This window comes from Agromyces sp. CF514, assembly GCF_900113185.1.
GTDB lineage: Bacteria > Actinomycetota > Actinomycetes > Actinomycetales > Microbacteriaceae > Agromyces.
In genome coordinates this window covers 284,862-311,504 of record NZ_FOZD01000001.1, presented here as the reverse complement: position 1 = coordinate 311,504, position 26,643 = coordinate 284,862, and the positions used below count along the sequence as shown (strand labels likewise).

At 71.6% G+C, this 26,643-nt stretch carries 20 protein-coding genes; 7 read left to right on the top strand and 13 right to left on the bottom strand.

From position 1 onward, the window contains the following. Window positions 1-3 precede the first annotated feature (3 nt). Window positions 4-984: a cation diffusion facilitator family transporter gene (locus BM342_RS01420; protein WP_092963753.1), complete on the top strand. Its 981-nt coding sequence runs from the start codon at window positions 4-6 to the stop codon at window positions 982-984. Window positions 985-1,023: 39 nt separating this feature from the next. On the opposite strand, the gene BM342_RS01415 is transcribed toward BM342_RS01420, so the two are convergent. From BM342_RS01415 to BM342_RS01405, 3 genes are all read right to left on the bottom strand, one after another. Then, a complete protein-coding gene (locus tag BM342_RS01415; protein ID WP_092963752.1) occupies window positions 1,024-1,857 on the bottom strand; it encodes a DNA/RNA non-specific endonuclease in 834 nt (277 codons plus the stop codon). Between the two features lie 74 nt (window positions 1,858-1,931). Further along, window positions 1,932-5,780, bottom strand: coding sequence for an SCO7613 C-terminal domain-containing membrane protein (locus BM342_RS01410; protein WP_143109722.1), 3,849 nt, complete (start codon window positions 5,778-5,780; stop codon window positions 1,932-1,934). 175 nt (window positions 5,781-5,955) lie between these two features. Then, window positions 5,956-7,062 (bottom strand): phospholipase D-like domain-containing protein, encoded by a 1,107-nt coding sequence (locus tag BM342_RS01405; protein WP_177232008.1) that lies wholly within the window; start codon window positions 7,060-7,062, stop codon window positions 5,956-5,958. Between the two features lie 337 nt (window positions 7,063-7,399). Here BM342_RS01405 and BM342_RS01400 point away from each other — a divergent pair, with 337 nt between their 5' ends. Continuing rightward, on the top strand, window positions 7,400-8,830 hold the full coding sequence (locus BM342_RS01400) for a pyridoxal phosphate-dependent decarboxylase family protein (RefSeq protein ID WP_092963749.1): 1,431 nt from the start codon (window positions 7,400-7,402) through the stop codon (window positions 8,828-8,830). Window positions 8,831-8,884: 54 nt separating this feature from the next. On the opposite strand, the gene BM342_RS01395 is transcribed toward BM342_RS01400, so the two are convergent. The 3 genes from BM342_RS01395 to BM342_RS01385 form a co-directional block, all read right to left on the bottom strand. After that, complete coding sequence (locus tag BM342_RS01395; RefSeq protein WP_092963748.1) at window positions 8,885-9,484, bottom strand: pyridoxamine 5'-phosphate oxidase family protein; 600 nt, start codon at window positions 9,482-9,484, stop codon at window positions 8,885-8,887. Between the two features lie 47 nt (window positions 9,485-9,531). Beyond that, window positions 9,532-10,125 (bottom strand): GNAT family N-acetyltransferase, encoded by a 594-nt coding sequence (locus BM342_RS01390; RefSeq protein ID WP_092963747.1) that lies wholly within the window; start codon window positions 10,123-10,125, stop codon window positions 9,532-9,534. Window positions 10,126-10,265: 140 nt separating this feature from the next. Further along, the gene (locus tag BM342_RS01385) at window positions 10,266-12,605 is read right to left on the bottom strand and encodes an LLM class flavin-dependent oxidoreductase (protein WP_092963746.1); all 2,340 of its coding nucleotides are present in this window, start codon (window positions 12,603-12,605) and stop codon (window positions 10,266-10,268) included. A 77-nt stretch (window positions 12,606-12,682) separates the two neighbouring features. Between BM342_RS01385 and BM342_RS01380 the strand changes: the two genes are divergently transcribed. Next, a complete protein-coding gene (locus tag BM342_RS01380; RefSeq protein WP_092963745.1) occupies window positions 12,683-13,132 on the top strand; it encodes a winged helix-turn-helix transcriptional regulator in 450 nt (149 codons plus the stop codon). Window positions 13,133-13,145: 13 nt separating this feature from the next. On the opposite strand, the gene BM342_RS01375 is transcribed toward BM342_RS01380, so the two are convergent. Together BM342_RS01375 and BM342_RS01370 are read right to left on the bottom strand one after the other, a co-directional pair. Further along, complete coding sequence (locus tag BM342_RS01375; RefSeq protein WP_092963744.1) at window positions 13,146-14,156, bottom strand: acetylxylan esterase; 1,011 nt, start codon at window positions 14,154-14,156, stop codon at window positions 13,146-13,148. A 119-nt stretch (window positions 14,157-14,275) separates the two neighbouring features. Then, window positions 14,276-15,205 (bottom strand): DNA-3-methyladenine glycosylase family protein, encoded by a 930-nt coding sequence (locus BM342_RS01370; RefSeq protein ID WP_255368448.1) that lies wholly within the window; start codon window positions 15,203-15,205, stop codon window positions 14,276-14,278. 80 nt (window positions 15,206-15,285) lie between these two features. Here BM342_RS01370 and BM342_RS01365 point away from each other — a divergent pair, with 80 nt between their 5' ends. Next, a complete protein-coding gene (locus tag BM342_RS01365; RefSeq protein ID WP_092963743.1) occupies window positions 15,286-16,002 on the top strand; it encodes an SOS response-associated peptidase in 717 nt (238 codons plus the stop codon). A gap of 116 nt (window positions 16,003-16,118) precedes the next feature. Here the strand turns inward: BM342_RS01365 and BM342_RS01360 are convergent, their stop codons facing one another. Then, window positions 16,119-17,414 (bottom strand): choice-of-anchor A family protein, encoded by a 1,296-nt coding sequence (locus tag BM342_RS01360; RefSeq protein ID WP_092963742.1) that lies wholly within the window; start codon window positions 17,412-17,414, stop codon window positions 16,119-16,121. A 91-nt stretch (window positions 17,415-17,505) separates the two neighbouring features. On the opposite strand from BM342_RS01360, the gene BM342_RS01355 reads away from it, so the two are divergent. Together BM342_RS01355 and BM342_RS01350 are read left to right on the top strand one after the other, a co-directional pair. Further along, window positions 17,506-17,940, top strand: a complete 435-nt coding sequence (locus BM342_RS01355; RefSeq protein WP_092963741.1) for a pyridoxamine 5'-phosphate oxidase family protein — start codon at window positions 17,506-17,508, stop codon at window positions 17,938-17,940. Window positions 17,941-18,054: 114 nt separating this feature from the next. Next, a complete protein-coding gene (locus BM342_RS01350; protein WP_255368447.1) occupies window positions 18,055-19,392 on the top strand; it encodes an ion channel protein in 1,338 nt (445 codons plus the stop codon). Between the two features lie 68 nt (window positions 19,393-19,460). Here the strand turns inward: BM342_RS01350 and BM342_RS01345 are convergent, their stop codons facing one another. Both BM342_RS01345 and BM342_RS01340 read right to left on the bottom strand, forming a co-directional pair. Further along, window positions 19,461-21,278: a glycoside hydrolase family 3 protein gene (locus tag BM342_RS01345; RefSeq protein ID WP_092963740.1), complete on the bottom strand. Its 1,818-nt coding sequence runs from the start codon at window positions 21,276-21,278 to the stop codon at window positions 19,461-19,463. 4 nt (window positions 21,279-21,282) lie between these two features. Then, complete coding sequence (locus tag BM342_RS01340) at window positions 21,283-22,599, bottom strand: MFS transporter (RefSeq protein WP_092963739.1); 1,317 nt, start codon at window positions 22,597-22,599, stop codon at window positions 21,283-21,285. A 138-nt stretch (window positions 22,600-22,737) separates the two neighbouring features. Between BM342_RS01340 and BM342_RS01335 the strand changes: the two genes are divergently transcribed. Continuing rightward, window positions 22,738-24,015: a TetR/AcrR family transcriptional regulator gene (locus BM342_RS01335; RefSeq protein ID WP_092963738.1), complete on the top strand. Its 1,278-nt coding sequence runs from the start codon at window positions 22,738-22,740 to the stop codon at window positions 24,013-24,015. A 29-nt stretch (window positions 24,016-24,044) separates the two neighbouring features. On the opposite strand, the gene BM342_RS01330 is transcribed toward BM342_RS01335, so the two are convergent. Continuing rightward, on the bottom strand, window positions 24,045-25,028 hold the full coding sequence (locus tag BM342_RS01330) for an alpha/beta hydrolase (protein WP_218154876.1): 984 nt from the start codon (window positions 25,026-25,028) through the stop codon (window positions 24,045-24,047). A gap of 61 nt (window positions 25,029-25,089) precedes the next feature. After that, window positions 25,090-26,592, bottom strand: coding sequence for an arylsulfatase (locus BM342_RS01325; RefSeq protein WP_092963737.1), 1,503 nt, complete (start codon window positions 26,590-26,592; stop codon window positions 25,090-25,092). Window positions 26,593-26,643 lie beyond the last annotated feature (51 nt).

Sequence of the window (26,643 nt, the reverse complement as noted above, 5' to 3'; positions counted from 1 at the left end):
CCCGTGGGGGACACGGATTCGGACCGGTCGGCGAGCGCCTCGGCGGGCGGCGACTCGCTCGTCACGGTCATCGTCGCGCTCATCGCGAACGCGCTCATCGCGGTCGCGAAGTCGGTGGCCGCAGCGTTGACGGGCTCGGCGTCGATGGTCGCCGAGGCGGCGCACTCCTGGGCCGACACCGGAAACGAGGTGCTGCTCGTGATCGCCGAGCGGCGATCGGCGAGGCCGGCCGACCCTCGGCATCCGCTCGGCTACGGCAAGGACGCCTACGTCTGGTCGATGTTCGCCGCGTTCGGACTGTTCGCGGTCGGCGCGGCCGTGTCGATCCAGCACGGCATCGCGGAGCTGATCGACCCCGAGCCCGCGGGCGACTACGTGATCGCGTACGTCGTGCTCGGCATCTCGTTCGTGCTCGAGGGCATCTCGTTCCTTCGGGCCTACCGGCAGGCCCGCACCGATGCGCATCGACAGCGTACCGGCACCCTGCACCACGTCGTTCGCAGCTCCGACCCGACGCTCCGGGCCGTGTTCGCAGAGGATGCCGCCGCGCTGATCGGCCTCGCGATCGCCTTCGTCGGCATCCTGCTGCATCAGCTCACGGGCTCCCCCGTGTACGACGCCCTCGGGTCGATCGGCGTCGGCGTACTGCTCGGGGTCGTCGCGGTGCTGCTCATCGCGCGCAATCGGGCGTTCCTCATCGGCGAGGCCGTCTCCGACGAGGTGCGCGACGCGGCGCTCCGCGGGCTCCTCGCCTCGCCCTCGATCGAGCGGGTCTCGTTCCTGCACCTGGAGTACATCGGCCCCGGCCGGGTGCTGCTCATCGCGGCCGTCGACCTCGTCGGCGATCGCAGCGAAGCGGATGCCGCGCGCGAGCTCCGTGCGCTCGAGGCCGGCCTGCAGGCCGACGCCCGTGTCGGCCTCGCGTCGCTGACGCTCGCCGCGCCGGGCGGCCCGTCGCTCGTGCCGGGCGCGGCGCAGCCCTGAGCGCACGTCGTCGGAGTGCCGACGGCGAGCCCTGACCCGTCAGAGCAGGATGTCGGATGCCTCGGCGAGCCGTCGCCACCCGGCGGCCGCGACGGTCTGCGGCAGCACGTCGGCGGCCACGAGGTCGGGCATCGCGAGCCCGGTGATGGCCGCGATGTCGGCGATCGGCACCTGGAACGCACGGAACGGCCCGAGCGGCGGCACCTCGCCCGGCGCGGTCGCGACGGCCTGGCTCGTGTCGACGAGCGGGGTCTGGTCGAGCACGAATCCGGCTGCGGCGAGTTCGCCCGCGACCTGCTCGCCGGGTTCGCCCGGGTCGGCGGCACGGTTCCACGCCGCGATCTTCCAGAACCGCAGGGGGATCCGGATGCCGCGGTACGGCGGATCGTCTGGCCCGAGCACCGGCGCGGTGAACACGCTGAGCCGCAGCCGGTTGGCCTCCGCGTGCTCGAGCACGTGGTCTTCGAGACCCAGCCACAGTTCTTCGGACTGGTTGAAGCCCCCGGCCTGCGGGGCCGCGTTCGTGAAGTGGAAGGTGTCGCTGTTCGCACGCGTCGCGACCTCGCGAGTGCCCCACACCGGGTCGCGTCGTCGCACGAGGTGGCCCCGGTCGAGGTCGTTGGCGGCGTAGACGGCCGGCCCGGTCTGCCAGTCTTCGGGCACGCGCTCGTCGAAACGCCAGTCGTCGCCGCGGGCCAGGTCGAGGAGCGACGCCCCGTCGATGTTCACGCCCGTGACGCGCGCGAGCCGGCGCACCGAGTCGAGCACGACGGTGAAGTGCACGTAGTCGAGGCTGACGGATGCCGCGGCATCCGCCCCGATCACGCGTGGGAGCGCGGCGCCGACACCGAGGAAGCGTTCATCGAAGCCCATGCGCCAACCAGATCACACGCCGCCGACATGCCGACGGCGGCGCGCGGCCGGCAGGCGCCCGTGCGCGCGCGGCCTCACTCGAGCTCGCGCAGCCGTGCGGCGACGCCGCGACCCTGGGTGGTCTTGCGCTCGGCGCCGACGGCGATGGCGAGGAGCACCGCACCGGCGGTCGCGAGCGTGATCCACCAGGGCATCGCGCCGACCGTGCGGTCGATCTGCGCGGCGAAGACCACGATGTTCTCGATGGGCAGCACGACGAGTCCGAGGATGAACGGCGCCGCGAGCTTGCGCGCCGAGCCGACGAGGATCAGCACCAGCGCGAAGGCGATCACCATGATCGGCCGGTAGAGCTGCGGATCGGTCGCCGTGGCGAGCACCGACGGCAGCAGCGTCAGGACGATGCCCGGGGCCAGCAGCCGCCACGAGCCGCGGAAGCCGACCGGCCACGAGTCGAGCGTGGCCTTCGGCGCGCGCCAGCCCTCGCGAGGACGCAGGCACGACATGCCGGCGACGAGCACGGCGAGGCCCAGCGGCAGCGAGAACACCTCGACGCGCAGGTCGCGCTGGCTCCAGCCCGAGACCCCGGCCGCCCACGCGAGCGCGTAGACGAACCAGAACGGCGGCAGCACGGGCTCGTGCATGCGGTCGCGCGCGGCGAACACCACCGCGGTGACGAGCAGCACGGCCATGAGCGCCCACAGCGTCCAGATCGAGAACCAGTCGCGCTCGGTCGCGAAGATCGGGCCCAGCGCGAGGTAGACCAGCGCAGGAGCCCCGAACCAGCGCTTCGGGGTGAGCGGAGCGGCGGCCTCGGGACCGTGCTCGACATCGTCCGACGCGTTCGACGCGGTGAGCCCGACCGACCCCGCGAGCCCGGCCGACCCGACGAGCCCGACCGCGCCGAGTCCGGCGAGGAGCGCGGCGAGCACCGCGACGGCCAGCACGGGCGCCATGACGGGCGCGGTCCAGTCGGGCGCCGCGTCGGCACCGAGCGCCCAGCGCACGCCCTGGATCGCTCCGGCCGAGGCTGCGACGATCGCCGATGCGAAGACGAGCGGGCGCACGACGCGCAGGCGTCGCATGCGCTCCCCGGTGCCGGTGCCGAGAAGGGCACCGGCGGCGAGCAGGAGCATTGCGGCGGCCAGGAGCCCCAGCGTGCGCCAGGGTGCCACGACGGACTCGGAGCCGAGCGCGGCGAGCGCCACGAGCGAGGGCAGCAGCGCGACCGCGAGGCCGCTGGCGAGGAGCTCGCGGCCTCGCCCGCGGCGTGCCAGCATGACCGTCGCCACGGTGATCGCCGCGACGGCCGGGGGCAGGGTGTACGGCTCGATGACGGCGACCCCCTGGATCGCCCAGACGCACCAGAGCGCACCGGTCCAGCTCGCGGCGGCGAGCCACCAGCCGTACCGTCGCCCGGCGACCACGCGCACGGCCGCTGCGCCGAGGCCGATGATGACGAGCACGACGGCGGCGGTGCCGAGTCCGGCCGCATCGCGCAGGAGCGACAGCACGACGGCGACGGCCGCCGACACGAGCGCGCCGACCTCGAACCAGAGGCGTGCGGATGCGGCATCCGCCGCCGCGATCTCGCTGCGGAGCATCGCGCGTTCGAGCACGACCGTGAGCGGCAGGGCCACCGCGACGATCGCGGCGACGATGGGGAGCGCGACCGGCGAGCCGCTCGAGTCGAGCGTCGCTGCGCCGAGGCAGACGACCACCACCGAGAGCGCCGGCACGATCATCGCCGCAGCCGCCGAGCGAACGAATCGGTTGAGGCCGGGCCGGCGGGTGAACACGAGCGCGACGGCGAGGGCCGCGATGACGCCCGTCGAGAGCGCGGTCCACCCGCTGCGCTCGACGAGCACGGTCGCGACGCCCACGAGGAACGGCACGAGCGTGACCACGAGGATCGCGTACCAGGAACGTGCATCGAGGCGACGCACGAGCGTCGCGGCGAGGGCGACGAGCGCTGCAGTCGTGGTCGTGAGGCAGAGCACGGCGACCGTCTCGACTCCGGCTCGACCGAGGGCCGTGGCGAGCAGCACGAGCGCGTACGCGTACGCGACGCCGAGATGCACTGGCCGCACCGGAGCCGGAACCGTGCGGGCCACGAGCAGCAGCACCACGACGATGACGGCCCCGAGCGGAACCGTGATCGCGGCGTCGGCCCAGCTGAGCAGCGCGGCCACGAGCAGCGTCAGGTGCGCCGCCGTGATGAACGGCGCCCGGATCGCCCCCGGGGCCTTCGAGATCGGCGAGGCCGGCACGACCACGGCGAGTGCGGAGAGCACCGCGACTGCGATGCCGAGGCAGACCTGCGTGACGATCAGCAGCGCGGGCCAGGCGATGAGCTGGAGCGCGGCCGCTCCGGCGAGCCAGAGCGCGAGGGCGGCGAACCCGGTGCCGCTCCACGTGCCGACCTCGGCGAGCCGATCGCGGCGCGTGCGCCACGCGAGCACGCCGACGCCGAGTGCCGCTGCGGCGACGCCGAGCAGCGCAGCGAGCGCCCATGCCGACGCGTCGTCGGTGAAGAGCTCGACCCCCAGACCTCGCGCTTCGCCTCGGCCCGGTTCGGGCAGGGAGCCCACGAAGAGCACTCCGACGCGCGCGAGCACGAGCGTGAGCATGCAGACGCCGAACGACGCCGTCACGAGCAGCACGCCGAGCGCCCCGCCGCGCAACGGTTGCGCGAGCAGGCCGCCGACGTTCGGCACGAACGCGACGACCGCCACCGCGATCGCCGCAGCGAGCGGGATCAGCGTGAGCAGCCACATCGAGTGCTCGTCGGGCAGGGCGAGCATGAGCGGCGTGATCGCGACGGCGCTCGTGCAGAGCACACCGCCCATCGCGCTCCAGAATCGTCGGGACCCGGTGCCGACCGCGACGATCGCGCAGGCGCCGAGGGCGAGCAGCAGCAGCACGCGGCCGAGCTCGCGTTCGGGCGTGCCGCCGAGGAATGGCAGCTGCGCGAGCACGAGTGCGATCGCGGTCAGCTGCAGCGCGGTCATGGTCACGCGCTCGGTGCGGATGCTGCCGCCGAATCGGGGCGCCGCCCGAGGCGCGAGCAGGTTGGCCGCGAGGGCGACGGCGCCGGCCGCGACGTGGCCCCAGGCGACCGCGAACTCCGCGCCCGCGTAGCCGAGGAACGCCGGCGTGAGCACGAGTCCGACGAGCGCAGACCAGAACCAGGTGCGCATGCGGGTCAGGAGTCCGATCACGAGCAGGAGCACCGAGGCCACGAACGTACCGAGGGCGGCGAACACCCACCCGCTCACACCCGATGGGGCCGCGTCGGCGAGCATCTGCACGTCGAGCGCGAGGAACACCATGCCGAGCGCCCCGATGGCCTCGCCCGAGAAGACGACGCCGCGCGAGCGCAGCAGCCAGGCGCCGACGAGGAACACGACTGTCACGCTCACGAGCACGAGCGTGCGCACGACCTGGGTGATCTCGGGGTTGAGGAACGTGAAGACGATCGCCGCGACGGCGAACAGCGCGGCGCCGGCGACGGCGAGCACCGATTGCACGCTCGTCTGGCTCTCAGGGCGAGGGGCGGATGCCGCGGGCACCCCGATCGCGGGTGCGGGCGCCGAGCCCGGGGCGACGAACGCGGGCGACGCGACGGACGCGGGCGACGCGACCGACGCGGGCACGGTCGCGGGCGACGGAGCGTCGACCGGGGCGTTGGGCACCGGAATGGGGGCGGCATGCGTGGCGGTCGGCAGCGCGGCGACGAGCCGATCGCGCTCGAGCAGGGCCGCCGCGGCGCGCTGCGAGGCCTCCATCAGGGCGACGGCTTCGGGCCCGCGCAGGTCGGCACGGCAGTTCGCGCAGACGGCGCCCGCGAGGGGTGCCCGACAGCGGGGACACTCGGTCGCGGCGGTCAGGTACGCCGCCGTCTGCTCACTCCACGTGGACGCCATCCGCGCAGTCTATTGAGCGGCCGATGCGGCGCTCCAGAGGCGCACGCACCCCAAGACGGGTCGCGCACGAGCAGCGCCGGGGAGGGCGAGTCGGCGGCAGCGCGTGAGCCCGCGCGACACGGCGCGACACCCGCGCGACACGGCGCGCCGCGGCATCCGCTCGCTCCCGAACCGCTCAGGCCGGGATCGGCTCGGCGAGTTCGGCGATGATGCGGTCGATCTCGGTGAGCGCATACGTCGCGAGCGCCCGCTGGGCGACATCCGTCGGCGTGCCCTCCGGCTCCTCGAGGTCGCCGATGACGACGATGTTCTCGTCGTTCAGGGTGTTCGCGGGGGCCGTGTAGTTGAAGCTGCCGACGATCAGCACGCGCTCGTCGAGCACCATGAGCTTGTGGTGCAGCTTGCGCACGCCCGTGCCGAGCTTGGTCGTGTAGAGCTCGACCGCCCCGCCCGCGAGGCCCTTGGTGGCCGCCCACTTGGCAGCGCCCTGGCCGCGGTCGAGCACGCCGCGCATGCGCGCGACGAGCGGCCGAAGCCGGATCATCGTGTCGTCGATGCCCGACGACTGCGCGAACGTGAACATCGCGAAGTCGATCGACTGCTTCGCCTTCAGCATCTGCTTCATGATCTCCATCTCGGGGCCGTGCCGCGGCGCGAAGAGCGGCTTCACGCGCACGGCGGGCAGTCCGAACTCCGACGGCTTGGGCTCGACGCGCTCGTGCAGGTCGCCGAAGGTGCCCGAGCGCATGCGGTCGAACTCGACCAGGTACTCGGCCGCGGGTCGCCGGCCGTGCAGCACCACGATGTGGTTGAGGTTCTGCCCCTTTCCGGCTCCGGATGTCGCGTTGGTGCCGGTGTCGGTTCGCGTGAAGTTCGTCGAGCCGGTGAGCACGGCTGCGGTCGGCTTGCCCGCGTCGCGCACGATGAACTTCTGGTGGAAGATCTTGGGGTTCAGGTCGCTGACGACGTCGACGCGCGACTTGAGCAGGGCCGCGAGCAGGAACCGGTTCTCGTCATGGGCGCCGACGGTGGTCCACGGGTCGGCGATGGCCTTGTCCTCGGTGAGGTAGTCGCCCTCGAGGATGAGGCGCACGCGCACCCCGCGCTTCGTGGCGTCGACGATCGCCTCGGCGATCGGGCGCGAGTCGATCTCCTGCACGGCGATCGCGAGCGTGTGCTTCGCGCCCGCGAGGAAGTCGCGGATCGCGAGATCGAGGTCGTCGGGCCCCCCGACCGTGGTCGGGCCGAGGTAGAGGTCGACTCCGCCGATGGTGACCGGCATGGCGCACTTCCTTCCTTGAGGTTTCCTCAGCAGGCGTTCTACGCTCATCGTGCACCCGCCGGATCAGGGATGCCACGGAGGCGCCGACCCCGGGCGCGGACCCCGCCCGGCGACCGCCCGCGACGCATGGGTCGCGTGCGACATCCGCTCGCTCGATGCCTCGAAATGACGTGCGCAATGTTGCGCCGCAATGCGCACTATCGTTCGAATCAGCACACTCAAACACATGAATACTGCGCCCCATGCCGTTCTCGCGCGTGTTTTTGCAATGGCCCCCGCCTGTGTGCGACGCTGCTCTCAGCTCGCCGAACCCCGCGCGAATCCGAAGGGAAGCACCATGAACACCGACCACCGCTCCGCCACCGGTTCGGCACCGGCCGACCCCACCCGCATGCACGCCTTCACCGACGAGACCGAGGCCATCGTCGACCTCGTGCTCGACTACTCGCGCCGCCGCATGCTCTCCGAGGACACCCCCCTCGACAAGCCCTTCTCGCCCGCCGAGCTCAACCGCCTCGCCGGCCGCACGATCGACGAGCAGGGCATCGGCGCCCGCCGCGCCCTCGCGATCTTCGAGCACGTGCTCGCCCCCGCCTGCATCACGACCGACCACCCGCAGTACCTCTCGTTCATCCCGATCGCCCCGACGAACGCGGCTTCGGCGTTCGACCTCGTCGTCTCGGCGTCGGCCATCTACGGCGGCTCCTGGCTCGAGGGCTCGGGCGCCGTGCACGCCGAGAACGAGGTGCTGCGCTGGCTCGCGAACGAGTTCGGGCTGCCGGCCGGAGCAGGCGGCGTGTTCGTGCAGGGCGGCACGCTCGGCAACCTCTCGGCGCTCGTCGCGGCGCGCGAGAGCGCACGTGCCCGCCTCGCCGAGGCCGCCGCCGAGAGCGGCGACCCCGTGGCACCCGCCCCCCGCTGGAAGGTCGTCTGCAGCGCAGAGGCGCACTCCTCGATCGCGTCGGCCGCACGCGTCATGGACGTCGACATCGTCAAGGTCGCGCCCGGCCCCGACGGGCAACTGCGCGGCGACGCCGTGCGCGAGGCGCTCGAGGAGCACGGGGCATCCGTCTTCGCCGTGGTCGCCACGGGCGGCTCGACGAACTTCGGCATCGTCGACGACGTGGCCTCGATCGCCGCCCTGAAGGACGAGTACGACTTCTGGCTGCACATCGACGGCGCCTACGGACTCGCCGCCATGCTCTCGCCGCTCGCACGCGACCGCTTCGAGGGCGTCGGGCGGGCAGACTCGGTGATCGTCGACCCGCACAAGTGGCTCTTCGCGCCGTTCGACGCCTGCGCGCTCATCTACCGCGACCCGAACCGCGGCCGCGCGGCGCACACGCAGCACGCCGAGTACCTCGACACGCTCACCGAGACGACCGAGTGGAGCCCGTCGGACTACGCGATCCACCTGACCCGGCGCCCGCGCGGCCTGCCGATGTGGTTCTCACTCGCGACCTACGGCGGGGCGGCCTACCGCGAGGCGATCGGCTCGTCGCTGCAGCTCGCGCAGGACATCGCCGCCGAGATCCGCCGTCGGCCCGGCTTCACGCTCGTGCGCGACCCGCAGCTCTCGGTCGTGGTCTTCGAGCGCGACGGCTGGACCCGCGAGCAGTACGCCGCCTGGTCGGCCAAGCTCCTCGACGACCAGCTCGCCTTCGTCACCCCGAGCTCGCACCTCGGTCGCCCGAACACGCGCTTCGCGATCGTGAACCCGCTCACCACGTTCGAGCAGCTGGTGGGCATCCTCGACACCATGGAGTGAGCGGATGCCGCGGCATCCGTCCCGTCGATGGGCGAGCGGATGCCGCGGCCGGCTCTACTGCCGGCCCGCGACCGTCGGCTCGATGCCGTCGCCGCTCTCGGCCCCGCCCCCGGCGACGAGCCCGGGCAGGTGGTCGACGCTCCACGAGTTCTTCTCGACGCGGTAGGCGTCCATGCCCTCGACGCCCTTCTTCTCGGCATGCAGCCGGATCAGGTCGCGTTCGCCACGCTGCTCCATGACCGGAACGCCCCACCCGCACGAGTCGCTCACCCGGGTCACGTCGACGACGATGACGGCGCGGGTGCTCGGGTGCTCGGGGTGCAGCGCGACGACCTCGTCGAAGAGCGGGTCGCCGGGCAGGTGCACGGTGCCGCGTCCATGCAGCCGCACGATGCGCGGCCGCGCGTCGAACGAGTTGAACATCAGGCACACCCGCCCGTTCTCGTTCAGGTGCGCGATCGTCTCGATGCCGCTGCCGGTGTAGTCGACCCACGCGACGCGGCGCGGGCCAAGCACGCTGAAGGAGTCGTGGCCACGCGGCGACAGGTTGACGTGACCGTCTTCGCTGAGCGGCGCGGTCGCGACGAACCACATGGGCTGGGCCTCGATCCACGCCTGCAGTCGGTGGTCGATCGAGTCGAAGAGCTTGCCCATGTCCGCAGCCTAGCCATGTTCGTCGGCGGGCCTGCGCGAGCCAGGCGTCAACCGCTGGCGGGCGGAACCGTCTTGCGCATCACGGTCTTGCTCTTGCCGATGTGACGCTCGAACGTGAAGCCGGCCTTCTCGAACATGGCCCTCGTGCCGTTGTGGAGGAACGACGACGACGTCTTCTTGCCGGGGACGAGTTCGTTCGGGAACGAGACCACCTCGCCCCCACCGGCCTCCGCGATCAGGTCGAGCGCGCCGTCGAGCGCCTCGCGTGCGACCCCCGAACGACGGTGGTCGCGGTCGACGAAGAAACAGGTGATGCGCCACGGCGCCGGGTTGGCCTCACCGGCGTCGTACTGCTTGCGGTGGTAGATGTTCGGCAGCTCGACCGGGCTGCCGAACTCGCACCACGCGATCGCGTCGTCGCCGTCGAAGACGAGCGCGGCGTGCGCGACGCCCTCCGCGACGAGTCGCTGCTTGAAGGTCGGCCGGTCGACGTCGTCCTTCGCGGTCAGCTCGGTGTCTTCGTGGAAGTACGAGCAGTAGCACCCGCCCCACACCCCGTTGTGCTTCTCAGCGAGCGCCAGCCACGCCGGAAAGGTCTCGGGCGTGAGCGGCCTGATCACGTGCTGAGTCGTCTCGGTCATGCCACCCGCCCATCGTGTCGGCCCCCATTGCCGGTTACACGATACCCGGGCCGTCCGACACGCGAATGCCCGGGCGAGCCGACCGGAGACCGGCCGACCGAGCGAGGCAAGCGAGGCGAGCGGATGCCGCGGCGCACCGCCTACACGATGTTCGCGTTGTCGCGGAAGAGGTTGCCGGGGTCGACCTCGCGCTTGATCGCCCGCAGGCGCTCGAGCGTCGCGGGCGGGAACGCGGCGGCGAGCTGCTCCGGCCCCTGCTCGGTCTCGAAGCTGAGGTAGGCGCCCGACATGTGCGGCGCCATGAGCTCGGCCCACAGCTCGCTCGTGCGGTTGCGCGGCGAGCCGATGGCCGAGACCGAGAACTCCGCCTCGCGGTGGCCGTAGGCCGTGGCATCCGCGGGCACGTCGTGCACGGCACCGCCGGCCGAGCGGATCTGGAAGAAGGGCGTCGCGCCGCTCTCGAGGAACCGAGCCGTGTCGCGAGCGAACTCGGGCGTCATGCGGCCGATGAGCCCGGACTTGGCGGTCGGCTCCCCCTGACCGGCATGCGCCGTGTCGGCCGCGTTGGAGATGATCGCCTCGTACGTCGTGAGGCTCACCTGCTGGCCCACGAGCGGCGCGACCTCGGCGAGCGGCTGCAGCCTCGCGAGGATCGTGTCGGGGTCCGGCGAGTCGACGACGACCATGATCTGGGCGATCGGGGGCTGCCCCGGCCGGGTCGCGCCCATGAGCAGCGCGCTCGTGACGTCGCGCGGCGAGTCGACGAGCCAGTCGCCCCACGCCTGCAGGAACTCCGCCGTGTCGCTCGCATCGAACGCGAGCTGCGCGAAGCCGACGTCACCGATCTCGTCGACCTCGAACTCGAACGCGGTCACGACGCCGATGTTCGCGCCCGCGCCGCGCACGGCCCAGAAGAGGTCCGGATGCCGCGTGGCGTCGGCCCGCACGATCGAGCCGTCGGCCAGCACGAGCTCGACGGCGCGCACGTGATCGATGGTGAGGCCGTGCTCGCGCACCAGCCAGCCGATGCCGCCCGCCGTCGCGAGGCCGCCGACGCCCACTCCCCCGTAGTCGCCCGAGCTCAGCGCCCAGCCGTGCGGGGAGAGGAACGCGGCGACGTCCATCCAGCGCGCGCCGGCCTCGATGCGCACGAGCCGGCGCGACTCGTCGAGCACCTCCATCGCGTTCATGCGCGAGAGGTCGAGCACGATGCCGCCGTCGTTCGTCGAACGGCCGCTGATGCCGTGGCCCCCGCTGCGCACGCCGAAAGGCACGTCGGGGTTGGCGCGCACGAACGCGAGTGCGTCGGCGACCTCTTCAGGGCTGCCGGCCTGCAGCACCAGGCCGGGCGAGCCGCCGCGCATGTACGTCGACTTCACGCGCGAGTAGCCGGCGTCGCCCGGCTCGATCGCATGCGCCGCGAGCGACGCCGGCACGGCCTCGTAGTCGATGCCGTCTCGGCGCTTCGCGCGCACGGCGGTGCTGCGCAGCTGGCCCGCGATCGCGACCGGGCCGCCCATGGCATCCGCTCGGCCGTCGCCGGCTGAGGCACCGGATGCCGCCTCGCTCGCGAGCTCGCGCGCCACCGCTTCGCGCAGTGCAGGCGCGACCTCCTCGGCGAAGTGCACGATCGTGCCGGGGTCGTCGCTCGCGAGGATGAACGTGCCGATGCCCTCGTCGAGCACGAGCTGGAGCAACTGCTCGACCCACTGCTCGGCCGGGCCGTCGAACGCCCCGCCCCTGCCGGCGCCGCCCGAGCCGCCCGCGCGTCCGCTCGTGAACCGGCCGTTGATGTTCAACAGGCGCCGGATCTCGCGGGGGTCGCGCCCCGCGGCGAGCGCGGCCTCGTCGATGGTGCGGTTGCCGCGCTCGAGGTCGCCGGGCTGAAGGTAGCCGTACGACGGCAGCCAGCCGTCGCCCTTGCGGCCGATGAGCCGCAGCATGCGGGGCTTCAGCGCGCCGATCCAGATCGGGATGTTGTGGGCGGGCGCCGGGCCGCGCTTCGCGCCGTTCACGTGGTGGTACGTGCCGTCGACGACGAACCGCGCGTGCTCGTCGACGTCCCACGTGCCCCGGATCACGTCGATCGCCTCGCCCAGCGCGTCGACCGCCTGCCCGGGCGTGAGCTTGGCGCCGCCCATCGCGGCGATCGGGTCCCAGAAGCCGCCCGCGCCGAGCGCGAGGTCGAAGCGTCCGCCCGAGAGCAGGTCGAGGCTCGCCGCGGCGCGTGCGAGCACGGCGGGCGGGCGCAGCGGCACGTTCGCGACGTTCGCGGCGACGTGGATGTGCTCGGTGCGCGCCGCGACCCACGTGAGCAGCGTCTGCGTGTCGTGGAACGCCGGCTGGTACGGGTGGTCCTGGAAGGTCACGAGGTCGTAGCCCGAGGCCTCGCTCAGCTCGGCCAGGCGCACGGCGGCCTGCGGCGGATCGTTCCTCGGGGTGATGAAGGTCCCGAACTGCAGGTCGTGTCCGTAGTGCATGCTGCTCCCGTCGTGTCGCGCTCTCGAGCCTCTCGTACCGGCATCCGCTCGCGCAATCGCTGGTAAGCTGCTTACTTATGGTTAGTCATGCGGATGCCCCGGCGAACGCGGCGCACGAGACGGGCGTCGACCTCGTCGCCGACCTCGCGGCCCACCGCGCGCGGCTCGAGCAGTTCGGGCACATCGACGAGGCGGCGTGCCGCCGGTTCCAGCGCTCGGTCGAGTTCGCCGGCCGCAAGTGGAACGGCGCGATCCTGCTCGCCGGCGTGCGAGGCGCCCGGCGGTTCAGCGAGTACCGGTCCACCGTCGACGGCATCTCCGATCGACTGCTCGCGGCCAGGCTGAAGGAGCTCGAGGCCGAAGGCGTGATCGAGCGCCACGTGAAGGCGACGACGCCCGTCACCATCACGTACACGCCGAGCGCATCGGGCCTGCAGCTGATCGAGCTGCTGCAGCCGCTCGTCGAGTGGGATGCCGTGCACACCGCCGCGCGCGCCGTCGGCGACGCGGCCCGCGACGCCGGCTAGCGGGAGCCTCCGACTAGCGTCCGAATTGCTCGGCGAGCCACGACGCCTGCCGCGGCCAGTGGGCGCCGGCGCCGCCCTCGTGCTCGTTGAACGGGTACTCGACGATGTCGGCGACCGACTCGGCACGGCCGCCCGCGGCATCCGCCCGCGAACCCCAGGCGTTGCGCGCCGCATAGACGGTCGACGGCGGGCAGACGGGGTCGAGCAGGGCGACCGAGAACAGTGCCGGCGCCGTGGCCCGTGCGGCGAGGTTCACGCCGTCGAAGTACGAGAGCGTCTCGAACACCCGCTCTGCGGCATCCCGGTGCACCGACAGGTACTGCACGATCTCCTGGTACGGGAAGCGGTCGGTGAGGCCGACCGCCCGCTCGAAGTGGCAGAGGAACGGCACGTCGGGCATCGCGCCGACGAGCCCTTCGGACAGCCCGGCCGCCGCGATCGCGATGCCACCGCCCTGACTGCCGCCGCAGACGCTCACCCGCTCGGCGTCGACCTGCGGCAGCGAGCGCACGGCGTCGATCGCGAGCACCGCGTCGGTGAACACGCGCCGGTAGTAGTAGTCGGCGGGATCGAGGATGCCGCGGGTCATGACCCCTGGCACCGCCGGCGTCGACCCGTGCGGATCGGGGGTCGACCCGCCGGTGCCCCACGTGCTGCCCTGTCCGCGCGTGTCCATGACGAGGTGCGCGTATCCCGCGCTCGCCCACTCGAGGTGCTCGTGCGGGAGCCCGCGTCCGCCGCCGTACCCGAGGTACTGCACGACGGCGGGCAGCGGTGCGGATGCCGCGGCACCCGACGGCACGATGAACCACCCGCCGACGGGGTCGCCGCCGAACCCGCTGAACTCGACGTCGTACACCTCGACCGTCGCGAGCCCCACGTCGAACGGCGTGAGCTTCGGAGGCACGGCGAGCGAGCGCGACTCGGCGAGCGTCGTGCGCCAGAACTCGTCGAAGTCTGCCGGCTCGGCGACTGCGGGCCGGTACTCGCGCAGGTCGGCTGGGCTGAGGTCGAAGCGGGGCATCGGCGTCCTCTCGAACTGACTTCGGGTGGGCTCTACGGATGCCGCGACGCACCGACGCGGCGACGCTCAGCGTATCCGAGCGCGCCCCGCGCATCCGAGCGCGGCGGAGTCGGCGGGAGTCAGATCGCGCGATGGTCGACGAAGGGCATGCGCGGGCCGCGCTTGGGCTTGCCCGCGACGCCCGCCGCGCCCAGCAGCCGCACGACGCGCTGGCGGTGCCCGGCCCACGGCCGCATCGCCTCGACCATCTCGTCGTCGGTCATGTCACGGCCCCACAGGGCATGGCCCAGGTAGTTCGCCAGGTGGTAGTCGCCCACCGCGAGGGCGTCGGGATCGCCGAAGGCGCGCTGGGCGACCTCGGCGGCGGTCCACACGCCGACGCCGGGCATGACCATGAGGCGCGCCGCGGCATCCGTCGGGCTCATGGTGCTCGCCTCTTCGAGACGCGCGGCGTGACGTGCAGCGGTCACGATCGTGCGCGACCGCTGCGGGTCGACGCCGGCGCGATGCCACTCCCACGACGGGATGCGTCGCCAGACCTCGGCCGTGGGTGCCAGCTTCATCGGGCGCCCGAGCCCCGGCGGAACGGGACCGGGTGCCTCGTCGCCGAACCGGCGCACGAGGGCACGCCAAGAATCATGGGCCTGCAGCGTGATGACCTTCTGCTCGAGGATGGCGGGCACGAGCGCCTCGAGCACACGCCCGGTGCGCAGCATGCGGATGCCGGGGAACCGCCGATGCGCCTCGGCGAGCAGCGGGATGATCGGGTCGAACGACGCCGGGTCGTCACCGTCGCCGAGCACGACGGGCGCCTCGGCGACCGCGTCGGCCGCACCCGGACCCCACGCCTGCGCGCGAAGCTCGTCGGCGCCGACCTGCGAGTACCGCACCGTCGCGTCGCCCGAGGGCGTGCGCGTGGTGCGCCAGAACGAGCCGTCGGCACCCCGGTGGAACGTGGGGTCGCCGGCGCCGCGCCGCAGCACGCCGACGGTCCTGCCGAGATCGGTCGGATGCCGCGGGGTCCACGTCATGGCCTGGTCCGCGATCACGGGCTCAAGTCTGGTCCCGCCCGCTGACAGCCTCCGCAGAACACGGGCCGGATGTCGGCGGCCGGGTGCAGACTGGGCGCATGTGCGGGCGCTTCGCGAATGACGCAAAGGTCGACGAACTGATCCAGGAGTTCGTGGCAGCAGGCGGCGATTACCGCGACTGGCGGCCGCAGTACTCGATCGCGCCGACCGAGGTGATCCCGATCGTTCGCGAGCGCGCCGACCGCGACACCGGCGAGATCACGCGAATGCTCGACGCCGCGGCCTGGAACTTCCATCCACCGTTCCTCAAAGACGCGAAGCGGCCGCAGTTCAACACCCGCATCGAGACGGTCGCCACGAACGGACTCTGGAAGGGCGCGTTCGCGTCGTCGCGCTGCCTCGTGCCGATGCGCGGCTACTACGAGTGGACGGGCGAGCCGGGCAAGAAGCGCGCCTGGTTCCTGCACGGAGACCGGCCGCTGCTCGCCGCGGCGGGCATCTACACGGTGCGCAAGGTCGACGACGAGTGGCGGGTGTCGACCTCGATCATCACGCGAGAGGCGAAGGACGCCTCCGGCGAGGTGCACGATCGCATGCCCGTGTTCCTCGAGGCCGACTTCTGGGGCGAGTACCTCGACCCGGCCAAGCTCGACGAGGGCGGCAAGGCGCGCATGGTCGATCAGCTGGCCGCCGAGTCCGACAAGGTCGCGTCGACCATCTCGGTCTACGAGGTCGACCGCCGGGTCAACAACTCGCGGGCCGTCGATCCGGCCGACGCGACGCTCATCGATCCGCTCGACGACGCGACGGCCTGACACGTTCGGTCGGCCCCCGATCGCCGCCGATTCGGACGTCACCGACTCGCCGGAGTCACGACCGAGCCGTGAGTGGGTGCCGTCGGGTCGACCGACCGGACGGCACCCGCGCCGCCTCAGGCCCGGCGTCGGCGGGTCGAGAGCACCGTCACAGCGCCCGCAGCGATGAGCGCGGCGCCGCCCGCCAGCAGGGCACCGGCCGGCGAACCCGACTCCGCGAGCCCCGGAGCGGGAGTGGGCGTCGTCGTCGGAGTCGGCCCGGGAGTCGGCGTCGGGCCCGGAGTCGGAGTGGGCGTCGGGGTCGGAGTCGGGGTCGGGGTGATCGGCGTGGCGCAGTCCTGGGCGCCCGAGAACGGGTACGCGTGCATCTCGACGCCGGTCGCCGTCCCCGCCGGCGACCGGTGGATCAGGTCGCCGGCGACCTCGACCCGCCCATTCGTGCCCGCGATGGAGATGGTCGTGCTGCTCGCGGGATTGCCGACGAGGATCGAGCCGGGCAACTGCGCCCCGCCCGTGATGTCGACGGTCGTGGCATCCGGGTAGTTCGTCACGATGAATTGCGAGCGCGTGGGATCGAAGGTGTTCGATCCGTTGATGAACCAGCTGTTCACGTTGACGTCGGCGTCGTCGCCCATGACGTTGATGATGACGGTGGAGTCGGCAGGCACGTCGACTCCGGTGACGGCGACCTGATCGGCGCCGAGTCCGCCGTCGACCGAGAACACCTGCACCGCGCTCGACCCGTCGCCCGTGAATGTCGCCATGCCGCCTGCGACGGTGACCGTTCCGGTGGCGGCGAGGTCGGCGTAGCACTGCGACAGCGCCGTGATGTTCGCCACGCGTTCGGCGAAGGCCTGCGCGCCGGGGCCCTGCGCGACGGTCGCGCCCGGCTGCGTGCTGATGCTGCCGCTGCTCGAGCCGCCGAACTCGACGTTGCCGATGATCGACGTGAAGCTCGGGAACCCGGTGTCGCCACCGACGATGAGGTTGGTGCCGGGTGCGACCACGATGTCGCCGCCGACGGTCAGCATCGTCGAGCCGCTGGGCGGAGGCACGCGCGACCCGACCCCGGCGACGCCGAGGTTGTACGAACCCGGTGTGGTGAAGGTCGCATCGCCGAGCACGACGACGTTGCCCTCGGTCTCGGCGGCGGACGGCTCGGCCGTGAAGTCGCCTCCGACGAAGACGTTGACACCGTCGTCGAATCCGGTCACCTCGCCGTTGTTCGGGACGTTCCATGAGGTGGGACATGCGTCGCCGAGGCACGGGTCGAGCGGCGTGTTGTCGTCGACCTGCACGGCGAATGCCGCGGGAATGGACGTGACGACGAGCGCGACGCCCGCGAGCGCCATCACCCCACCAGTGACTCGTCTGGCGACGCGTGAACGTCGCGATGCGATTCGGGTCTGCATCGACGTGTCCTCCCCCCGAGGATCAGTGCATACGTCCCGACAGCCTATCCGGGGCGTCCGGCCCAGGGGTGCGCAGCCCTAGCATGAGGCCATGGATCACTCGGAGATGATCGCCTACGTCCGCGCCAACGGCGATGCCGTCGTCAGCACGATCGGCCCTGACGGCGCGCCGCAGTCCGCGTACCTCAGCATCACCGCCACCGACCGGGGCGACCTCGTCTTCAATGCGCGCGGCGGCTCGCGCAAGATCGCGAACCTCGGGCGCGACGGTCGCGTCGCGATCGTGGTCGGCGGTGCCGAGAAGACGACGCTGCAGGCGCAGGGCGTCGCCGAGGTGCTCGTGCCCGGCAGCGACGAGGCCGCTCGCGCAGCCGAGGCGTACGGCGCGGCCTTCCCGTGGTTCGGCTCCTCCCTCACGAAGAGCGAGTTCGAACTCGTGCTCGTCCGGCTCGAGTGGGCCCGATACGGCGACTACCGCGGGGGTCCGCCCGTCTCGATCGAGGTCGACCTGGCCGACCGCACCTGACGCGGGCGGTTCGAGCGACGGATGCCGCGGCATCCGTCGCCGCCGGAATCGAACGTCGCTCTCGCGCACGCGGTCGCGGGTCGGGCAGGATGGGCCTGACGCGGGGAGGGCGACGTGAGCGACACCGGAGCATCAGAGCCGAGCGAGGCGCGGGGAGCGACGCAGGACGCGGCGCCGACCGCCGGGCCGAGCGTTCGGCAGCTGCTCGTCATGTCCGTGCCCGCGATCGCCATCGGCGTCGGGTCGGCCGTGACGCTCTGGGTGCTGAACAGCGTCGCGGGGCTGCTCGAGACGTACCTCTGGCAGACCCTGCCCGCGGTGTTCGGCGCCGACGAGTCGACGCCGTGGTGGATCTTCACCATGCTCACCCTGATCGGTGCGGCGGTGGGCCTCGTGGTCTGGCTGGTGCCGGGCCACGGCGGGCCCGACTCGGCGACGACCGAGCTCAGCGGGCCCTTCCCCGGGCTCAAGGCCCTGCCGTCGATCGCCCTCGTCGTGGTGCTGGGCCTCGCGGGCGGCGTGAGCCTCGGCCCCGAGAACCCGATCATCGCGATCAACGCGGCGCTGTCGATGGCGCTGCTCGCCAAAGCTGCGAAGGTGCCGCAGCAGCTCATCGCCGCACTGGCCATCGCCGGGACGATCGGGGCGCTGTTCGGCACGCCGGTCGCAGCGGCGCTCGTGTTCACCGGCATGGTGGGCGCGATGAAGTCCGGCGGATCGCTCTGGGATCGGCTCTTCCTGCCCCTCGCAGCCGCCGGCGCGGGCGCCGCGACGATGGACCTGCTGGGCGGCGAGGCCATCGCCTTCCACCTCGAGCCCATGGGCGCACTGCAGCCGATCTACCTGCTCACCGGACTCGTGATCGCCGCGGCGGCCGCACTGCTCGGCATCGTCGGAGCATGGGTGTTCCCGTACGTGCATCGCGCGTTCCACGCCCTGCGGAACCCGTTGATCATCACGACGCTGGGCGGCGCGGTGCTCGGCCTGCTCGGCGTCCTCGGCGGTCCGATCACGCTGTTCAAGGGGCTCGAGCAGACCGGTGAGCTGCTCAAGAACCCCGACGACTACACGCCGGGCCAGCTGGCGGCCTTCGCGGGCATCAAGATGGTCGCGATGCTCATCGCGGCGAGCGCCGGGTTCCGCGGCGGCCGCATCTTCCCGGTCGTCTTCGTGGGTGCTGCGCTCGGCCTGTTCGGTTCGGCGGTGATCCCCGACCTGCCGATTTCGCTCGGCGTGGCGTGCGCCATCATGGGCGTCACGCTGGCCGCCACGCGCGACGGCTGGATCTCGATCTTCATCGGGGTCGCCCTCGTCGGCGACGTCGCGGTGATCGCCCCGCTCTGCCTGATCGTGCTGCCGGTCTGGCTCATGGTCACGAAAGCCCCCGAGCTCCTCATCAAGCCCAGGCCGGCCGGGGTCTCGGTGCGCAATCCCGACCGCCCGCACGCCTGACGACCCGCGAGCCCGACGACCGGACGCGACGGATGCCGCGGCAGCGTGCCGCGGCATCCGTCACCGTCCTACAGGCTGATCCCGTGGCCGAAGCGGAACAGCGGGTCCTTCGTGTCGAACGGCACGTCTTCGCGACTCGCCTCGACGGCGGCCATGCTCGACGGCAGGTCGAACGGCAGCTTGCCCTTCGCCTCGGCCGCGCCGGTGAGCACGTCGAGCACCGCGCGAGCGCTGGCGCCGTAGTTGCCGACGATCGCCGCGGCGTCGTCGACGAACGGCGTGAGGATCGCCGGGCGGTCGAGGTGCACGTCGATCACGGTCGGCACGGCCGCCGCGACCTCGCGCAGGTGCGCGACGGCCTCGTCGGTGAAGGCGAGCGAGCCCTGGTGGAAGAAGTTCTCGAACGTCGACGAGCGCACCTCGAACGGGGCGTGCGTGCGGATCACCGCGACATCCGCTTCGACCGGGGTCTCGACGACGGTGCCGTACTCGGCGGCCACCTCCTCGTCGATGCCCTCGACGTACAGGCGAAGTCCGCGCGCCAGGGGCAGCGTCGGCGCACCGGCATCCGTCGCCGTGTTCGTCAGCACCGTGATCGAGGCGCGCTGCGCGGCCTCACCGGCGGCGACGAACTCCTCGGAGCCGACGACGCGACCGGCGTGCTCGACGTCGACGTAGGGCTGGTCGAAGAGGCCGAGCACGAACTTCTCGCGCAGCAGGCGGCGGGCCGAGACATCCAGGCGCTCCTCGCTGATGTCGCCGGCCTCGACGAGCTCGACGAGCAGCTCGGGGATCGCCTCGCCGCCGAACTGGTCGACGCCCGCCTCGAGCACCTTGATCACGCGCTCGCGCGGCGTGAGGTGCTCGACGCCCCAGGCGCGTGCCGGGAACGGCTCGCCGAAGATCTCGGCATCGCTGATGAGACCCCAGTCGGTGCACACGATGCCCTCGAAGCCGTAGCGCTCGCGCAGCAGGCCCGTGACGACCGACTTGTTGAAGCCGAATCCGACCTCCTCGTACTCGGTGCCGACGGGCATGCCGTAGTAAGGCATGATCTGGCGGGTGCCGGCCGCGAAGGCGTCTTCGAACGGCTTCAGGTGCAGCTCGAACTCGCCGCCGGGGTAGACCTGTTCGCGGCCGTGCTCGAAGTGCGCGTCTTCGCCGTCCATCTGGGGGCCGCCGCCCGGGAAGTGCTTCGTCATGGTCGAGACGGAGCCCGGGCCGAACGACGCGCCCTGGAATCCGCGGATGTAGGCGGCGCCCAGCTTGCCCGTGAGCTCGGCGTCCTCGCCGAACGTCGCGACCTGACGGCCCCAGCGCGGCTCGGTGGCGAGGTCGATCTGCGGGTGCAGCGCGACGCGGATGCCGACGGCGGTGTACTCCTGGCGAGCGATGTCGCCGAAGCGCTCGACGAGCGCCTCGTCGCGGATCGCCGCGAGGCCGATGGTCTCGGGCCAGCTCGAGAACGGGCCGGAGAGCATGCCCGCGAGCGGGTTGTCGCTGAACGAGTGGCGCGGGTCGGTCGAGATCGTCACGGGGATGCCGAGGCGGGTCGACGCGGCGAGTTCCTGGAGCGTGTTGTGCCACTTCGCCATGAGCTCGGCCGACGGCGCTGAGCCGAGCACGTTGAAGTGCGTCATGCCCTTGCCGATGACCTGGTCCTCGTTCGACGGCAGCCCGAACATCGGGTTCGCCTCGGCGAGCTCGCCGTCCTGGCTCATCGCGATCATGGTCTGGAAGAAGAGCCCGGCCTTCTCCTCGAGCGTCATCTGGCCGAGCAGGTTCTCGACGCGCTCGTCGACGGACAGCGACGCGTCGCGGTAGGTCGGGTCGACGGGGCGATCTGCGGATGCCGCGGCATCCGTGGTCTCGATGGTGTCGGTCATGGTGTTACTTCACTCCCTTGATTCGGTAGACGAGGACGGCGCCCGCGAGGGCCACGAGTGCGCCGAAGAGGTAGAAGGTGCTGTAGCCGCCGAGCGACGTGGTGGCACCGAAGGCGATGATGGCCGGGGCGACGACGGGGGCGATCGACTGCGGCAGCGCGTTGGCCATGTTCAGCACGCCGAGGTCCTTCGCGGTGTCCTTCTGGTTCGGCAGCACCTGGGTGGCGAGGGCGGTGTCGACCGACATGAACGAGCCGGCGCCGAACCCGATGATCGCCTGCGCCACGAGCACCACGGGGATGCTGGGGGCGAACGCGAGCACGACGAGGCCGAGCACCATGACGCCGCCGGCGACGGCGACGAACGGACGGCGCTTGCCGATCTTGTCGGAGAGGATGCCGCCGATGGGGCCCGAGAGCGCCATGGCCGCCATCGACGCGAGGTTCGCCATGAGGATCGTGCCGATCGCGTCCTGCTCGCTGAGGCCGAACTGCTCGGTCAGGTAGAAGGGCAGGAACGTGGCGATGCCGGCGTAGCCGAACATGATGAGGAACTTGGTGAGCCAGGTCCAGCCGAAGTCGGGGTGCTTGCGCGGGTTGAAGACGAACGAGCCGAAGAACTCCTTGACGCCGTAGCGCTCGGCGGGCTTCTCGGCGAGCACGCGGTCCTTCAGCACGAAGACGAAGATCGTCACGAAGACGGCGGCGATGAGGCCGGGCACCACGAACCGGGTGAGGTCGTCGGCGAGGAAGTTCACGAGGAAGCTGCCGCCGAGGATGCCGAGCGGGGTCGTCAGCCCGATGATGCCCGAGACCTTGCCGCGCGAGTTGACGGGCACCTGGTCGGGCACGGTCGCGGTCGAGGCCGCCATGACGCCGTTCAGCGACGCCTGCACGATGCACCAGGCGAGCAGCACGATCCAGACGTCGGTCGCGACGCCGATGAGGGCGAAGGCGGCGAGGCCGACGAGCACGCCGCCGAGCATCCACGGGCGACGCATGCCGAAGCGCGAGACGGTGCGGTCGGAGAGGCGGCCGACGAGCGGGTTGCAGACGAGGGCGAAGAGCGCGCCGACGCCCATGATGAGGCCGAGCGCGTTGGTCGCCGCCTCGGGCGAGTCGGTGATGTGCTGCACCTTGAAGGCGAGCGAGACCAGCACGGGCGTGAGCAGGGCCATGTAGAGGCCGAAGTTCGAGAGCGCGAGCGTGGGGATGTAGCCCCGAGGGGTCTTGCCCGTCTGGCCGGCCGCGCCGGTGCTGTCGGCGGCTCCGGGCAGTTCGGGGCCGGGTGCGCCCGGGGTGATGAGCGACGACTCTGTCATGGGATTTCCTTCCGCGAAAACCGAGCCGTCTTTGGCTCTCGCACGAGGGTACATCAAATCCGACCGATTGGTAACTGAATTTCGAACGCCTGGTAACAGGCTGTGGGAGGATGGGCCGACGACGAATCGGGGGCTGGCATGACGAAGGCGATCTCAGCGGATGCCGCGGCGCCCTCGGCGCGTGCAGCGGCACCCGAGCGCGCGCCCGCGCCGACGAACCGCGCCGCGACCACCGCCCGCACGCGCGCGAACATCCTGGCCGCTGCATCGCGCCTCTTCATCGAACGCGGATTCGGCGCCGTCTCGGTGCGCGACATCGCGGCGGAAGCCGGGCTCTCGCACCCCGGCGTGGCCAAGCACTTCGCCTCGAAGGACGACCTGCTGCTCGCCGTGGTCGACGAACTCGCCCGACCGAACGAGGCGTGGTTCGCCGACCTCGAGCACGGCGTCGACACGTTCCCCGAGGTGGCGCGGCACAACGCGACGATCGAGGGCTACCTGCCGCTCTTCAGCACGCTCGCGGGCGAGGCCACGAGCGACGCGCACCCGGCTCACGAATACTTCCGCGAACGCCACTCGGGCATCCACGTCGATGCGGCGGCGATCTTCCGAGAGGCGATCGAGGCGGGCGAGCTGCCCGCGGCCACCGACGCGATCGACGAGTCGATCCGGCTGGCGGCCGCGTGGGACGGCCTGCAGCTCATCTCGCTCTACCTGCCCGGGCGGTTCGACCTGCCCCTCGTGCTGCAGGCGCACCTCGACCGGCTGCGTGGCGCGGCTCCCCCGCACGGGCTCGTGCCGTCATCGCCCGCCGGGCCGCCCTTCGACGCCGAACCCGTCGAGGGCGGGTACGCGCCGGGGCGAGCACGCCGACTGCAGATCGTCGCCGACGCGTCGACGCTCTTCGCGAACCGGGGATTCCACGCGACGAGCCTGCGCGAGATCGCCGAGCAGGTCGGCATCGGCAAGTCCACCCTGCTGCACCACTTCTCGAGCAAGGAGGAGCTGCTCGGCGCCGTCATCGCCCGACGCGACGCGACCATCGACATCCGCTCGGAGTTCGCGATCACCGGCGACCCGACCGAGATGCTCGACGGCCTCGTCGACTCCGCGCGGCTCGCGAGCCGGGTCGAGCCCGGCCTCATCGAGCTGTACGCCGTGCTCTCCGCCGAGGCGGCCGCGCGGTCGCATCCGGCGCACGACTACTTCGAGCGCCGCTTCGACTGGGCCATCGCGCGATTCACCGCGTTCTTCGAGGCCGCGGCGCCGGTGCTTCGCGCCGACCTCGATCCGGCGTTCGAGGCGCTCTGGCTCGTCGCGCTCTGGGACGGCCTGCAGCTGCAGTGGCTCTACGACCCCTCGGCCGTCGACATCGGCGACCAGCTCGCGGCGCATCTCGCGCAGCTCGCCCGCTGACGCGGCATCCGCTCGCGGCATCCGCTCATTCAGTCGACGGATGCCCCGGGCCGGGCGTCGAGCTCGCCGGCACCGGTCGGCGCCGCGAGCTGCCGCGCCAGCCAGTCGCGCGCTCCGACGAACAGGTGCTGGGCGAGCTCGGTCTGGCCGCCCCACACGTCGAACCCGTGCGGAGCGGCCGCGACCACGTCGGAGGATGCGACGACGCCCGACTCGGCGAGCGCCTGCGCATACGCGAGGTCCTCGTCGGCGAACAGCTCGATGTCCGTCCACGTGAGCCACGCAGGCGGCAGCCCCGACAGGTCCGTGCGACGAGCGGGTACCGCGTACTCGGGCACGTCGGCCGCGCCGGGCTCGACGCCGAGGTACGAACGCCACCCGACGAGGTTCGAGCGGTTGTTCCAGACCAGGTGGTTCCGCGCGTCGCGACTCCGATCGGCGGCCGTGCGGTCGTCGAGCATGGGACAGAACAGCCACTGCGCGGCCGGCACCTCGCCCTCGTCGTGCAGGCGCTGCACGAGCGCCGCAGCCAGTCCGCCTCCCGCGCTCGCCCCGCCGACCGCGATACGGGCGGGGTCGACGCCGAGCTCGCCGGCGTGCGTCTTCACCCAGAGGTACGCATCGCGCACGTCGTCGTTCGCCGCAGGGAAGGGATGCTTCGGCGCGAGCCGGTAGTCGACCGACACCACGACCGCGCCGACCGCACGGGCCGTCTCGCCGCAGAACCGGTCGTCGCCCGCGGCGGATCCCATGACGAGCCCGCCGCCGTGGATCCACAGCAGCGCCGATCCGTTCGGCTCTTCTGGCGTGAAGACGCGCACCCGCACACTGCCCTCGTGCACGACCCGGCGCTCGACGCCCTCGACGTGGGTGCCGGGCTGCAGCCGCGATGCGCGACCGATGATCGCGAGCATGATCGGGTTCTCGAGCTTGAGCACCGGCACCTTGCCGAGCGCCGCATGCAGGCTCGGATCGATCTCGTCGATCGTCATCGCGGCGGTCTGGTCGGGCACGGGCGTCTCCCTCGGGTCGGTGCCCGAAACTCTACGTCCTCGCGCGTGCCTCGCGGAACGGTCAGGACGCCCCGGATGTGGCCGTTTCCAGACGCTCCAGCACCTGGTCGATCGTGAACGACGCCGGCTTCTGGCGCGGCGGGAACTCGATGAGCGTGCTGAGCATCTTCGTCACGTACGCCTGGGCCGGGATGAACAGGAAGATGTGCTCGAGCACCCAGTCCCAGTAGGTGTTCGACGTGATGTCGGCCCGCTCGTAGGGGTCGGTGCGCAGGTTGAACAGCTTCGGGAACCGCAGGTGCACGTACGGCTCCTGCCAGACGGCGAGCGTTCCGACGGCGCGCTGCTCGAGGAACACGACCTTCCAGTTGTCGAACCGCATCGCGGTGAGGTCGCCGTCGTCGGAACTGTAGAAGAAGTGCCGACGCGGGCTCTGATCGACCTCGCCCGTGATGTAGTCGAGCTGGTCGTGGCCGTCGAGGTGCGCCTTGTATGGCGTGCCGTGCAACTCGCCGCCCTGCGCCAGCCGCTCGGCGATATCCGTGTCGCCCACTGCCGCGAGCAGGGTCACGAACCAGTCGTTGTGGCTCACGATGCCGTTCAGCACCGTGCCGGCGGGGATGTGCCCGGGCCAGCGCACCATCGCGGGCACGCGGTACGCGCCCTCCCAGTTCGAGTTCTTCTCGTTGCGGAACGGGGTCATGCCGGCATCCGGCCAGCTGTTCATGTGCGGCCCGTTGTCGGTCGAGTACATGACGATCGTGTTGTCGGCGAGGTCGAGCTCGTCGAGCAGGTCGAGCAGCGACCCCACGACGTCGTCGTGGTCGAGCATGGTGTCGTGGTACTCCGACTGCCATCGCCCGGCGCGGCCCTTGCTCTCGGGCTTGGTGTGGGTGCGGAAGTGCATGTGCGTGGAGTTGAACCACACGAAGAACGGCTGGTCGTCGTCGGCCTTGGCGCGGATGAAGTCGGCGGCCGCGTCGCGGAACTCCTCGTCGACCGTCTCCATGCGCTTCTTCGTGAGCGGCCCGGTGTCCTCGATGCGCTGCGTGCCGTCGTCGTTCGCCCAGGAGTGGATGACGCCGCGCGGGCGGAACTTCTCACTGAACCCCGGGAACTCCTCGTCGGTCGGGTAGTCGGGGTGCTCGGGCTCCTCCTCGGCGTTGAGGTGGTACAGGTTGCCGAAGAACTCGTCGAACCCGTGCGCGGTCGGCAGGAACTCGTCGCGGTCGCCGAGGTGGTTCTTGCCGAACTGGCCCGTCGCGTATCCGTGGTGCTTGAGGGCGTCGGCGATCGTCGGGTCCTCGGCGCGCAGGCCGAGGTCGGCACCGGGCATGCCGACCTTGGTGAGGCCCGTGCGGTAGGGATTCTGGCCGGTGATGAACGCCGCGCGTCCGGCGGTGCAGCTCTGCTCGCCGTAGTAGTCGGTGAACCGCACGCCCTCGTCGGCGATGCGGTCGATGTTCGGGGTGCGGTACCCCATGAGGCCGTCGGAGTAGGCGCTCAGGTTGGTGATGCCGATGTCATCGCCCCAGATGATCAGGATGTTCGGCTTGTCGGACATGCGTTCCCCCATCGATGTCGGGTTGGGCGACCGCTCCCCGATCCCCCGACG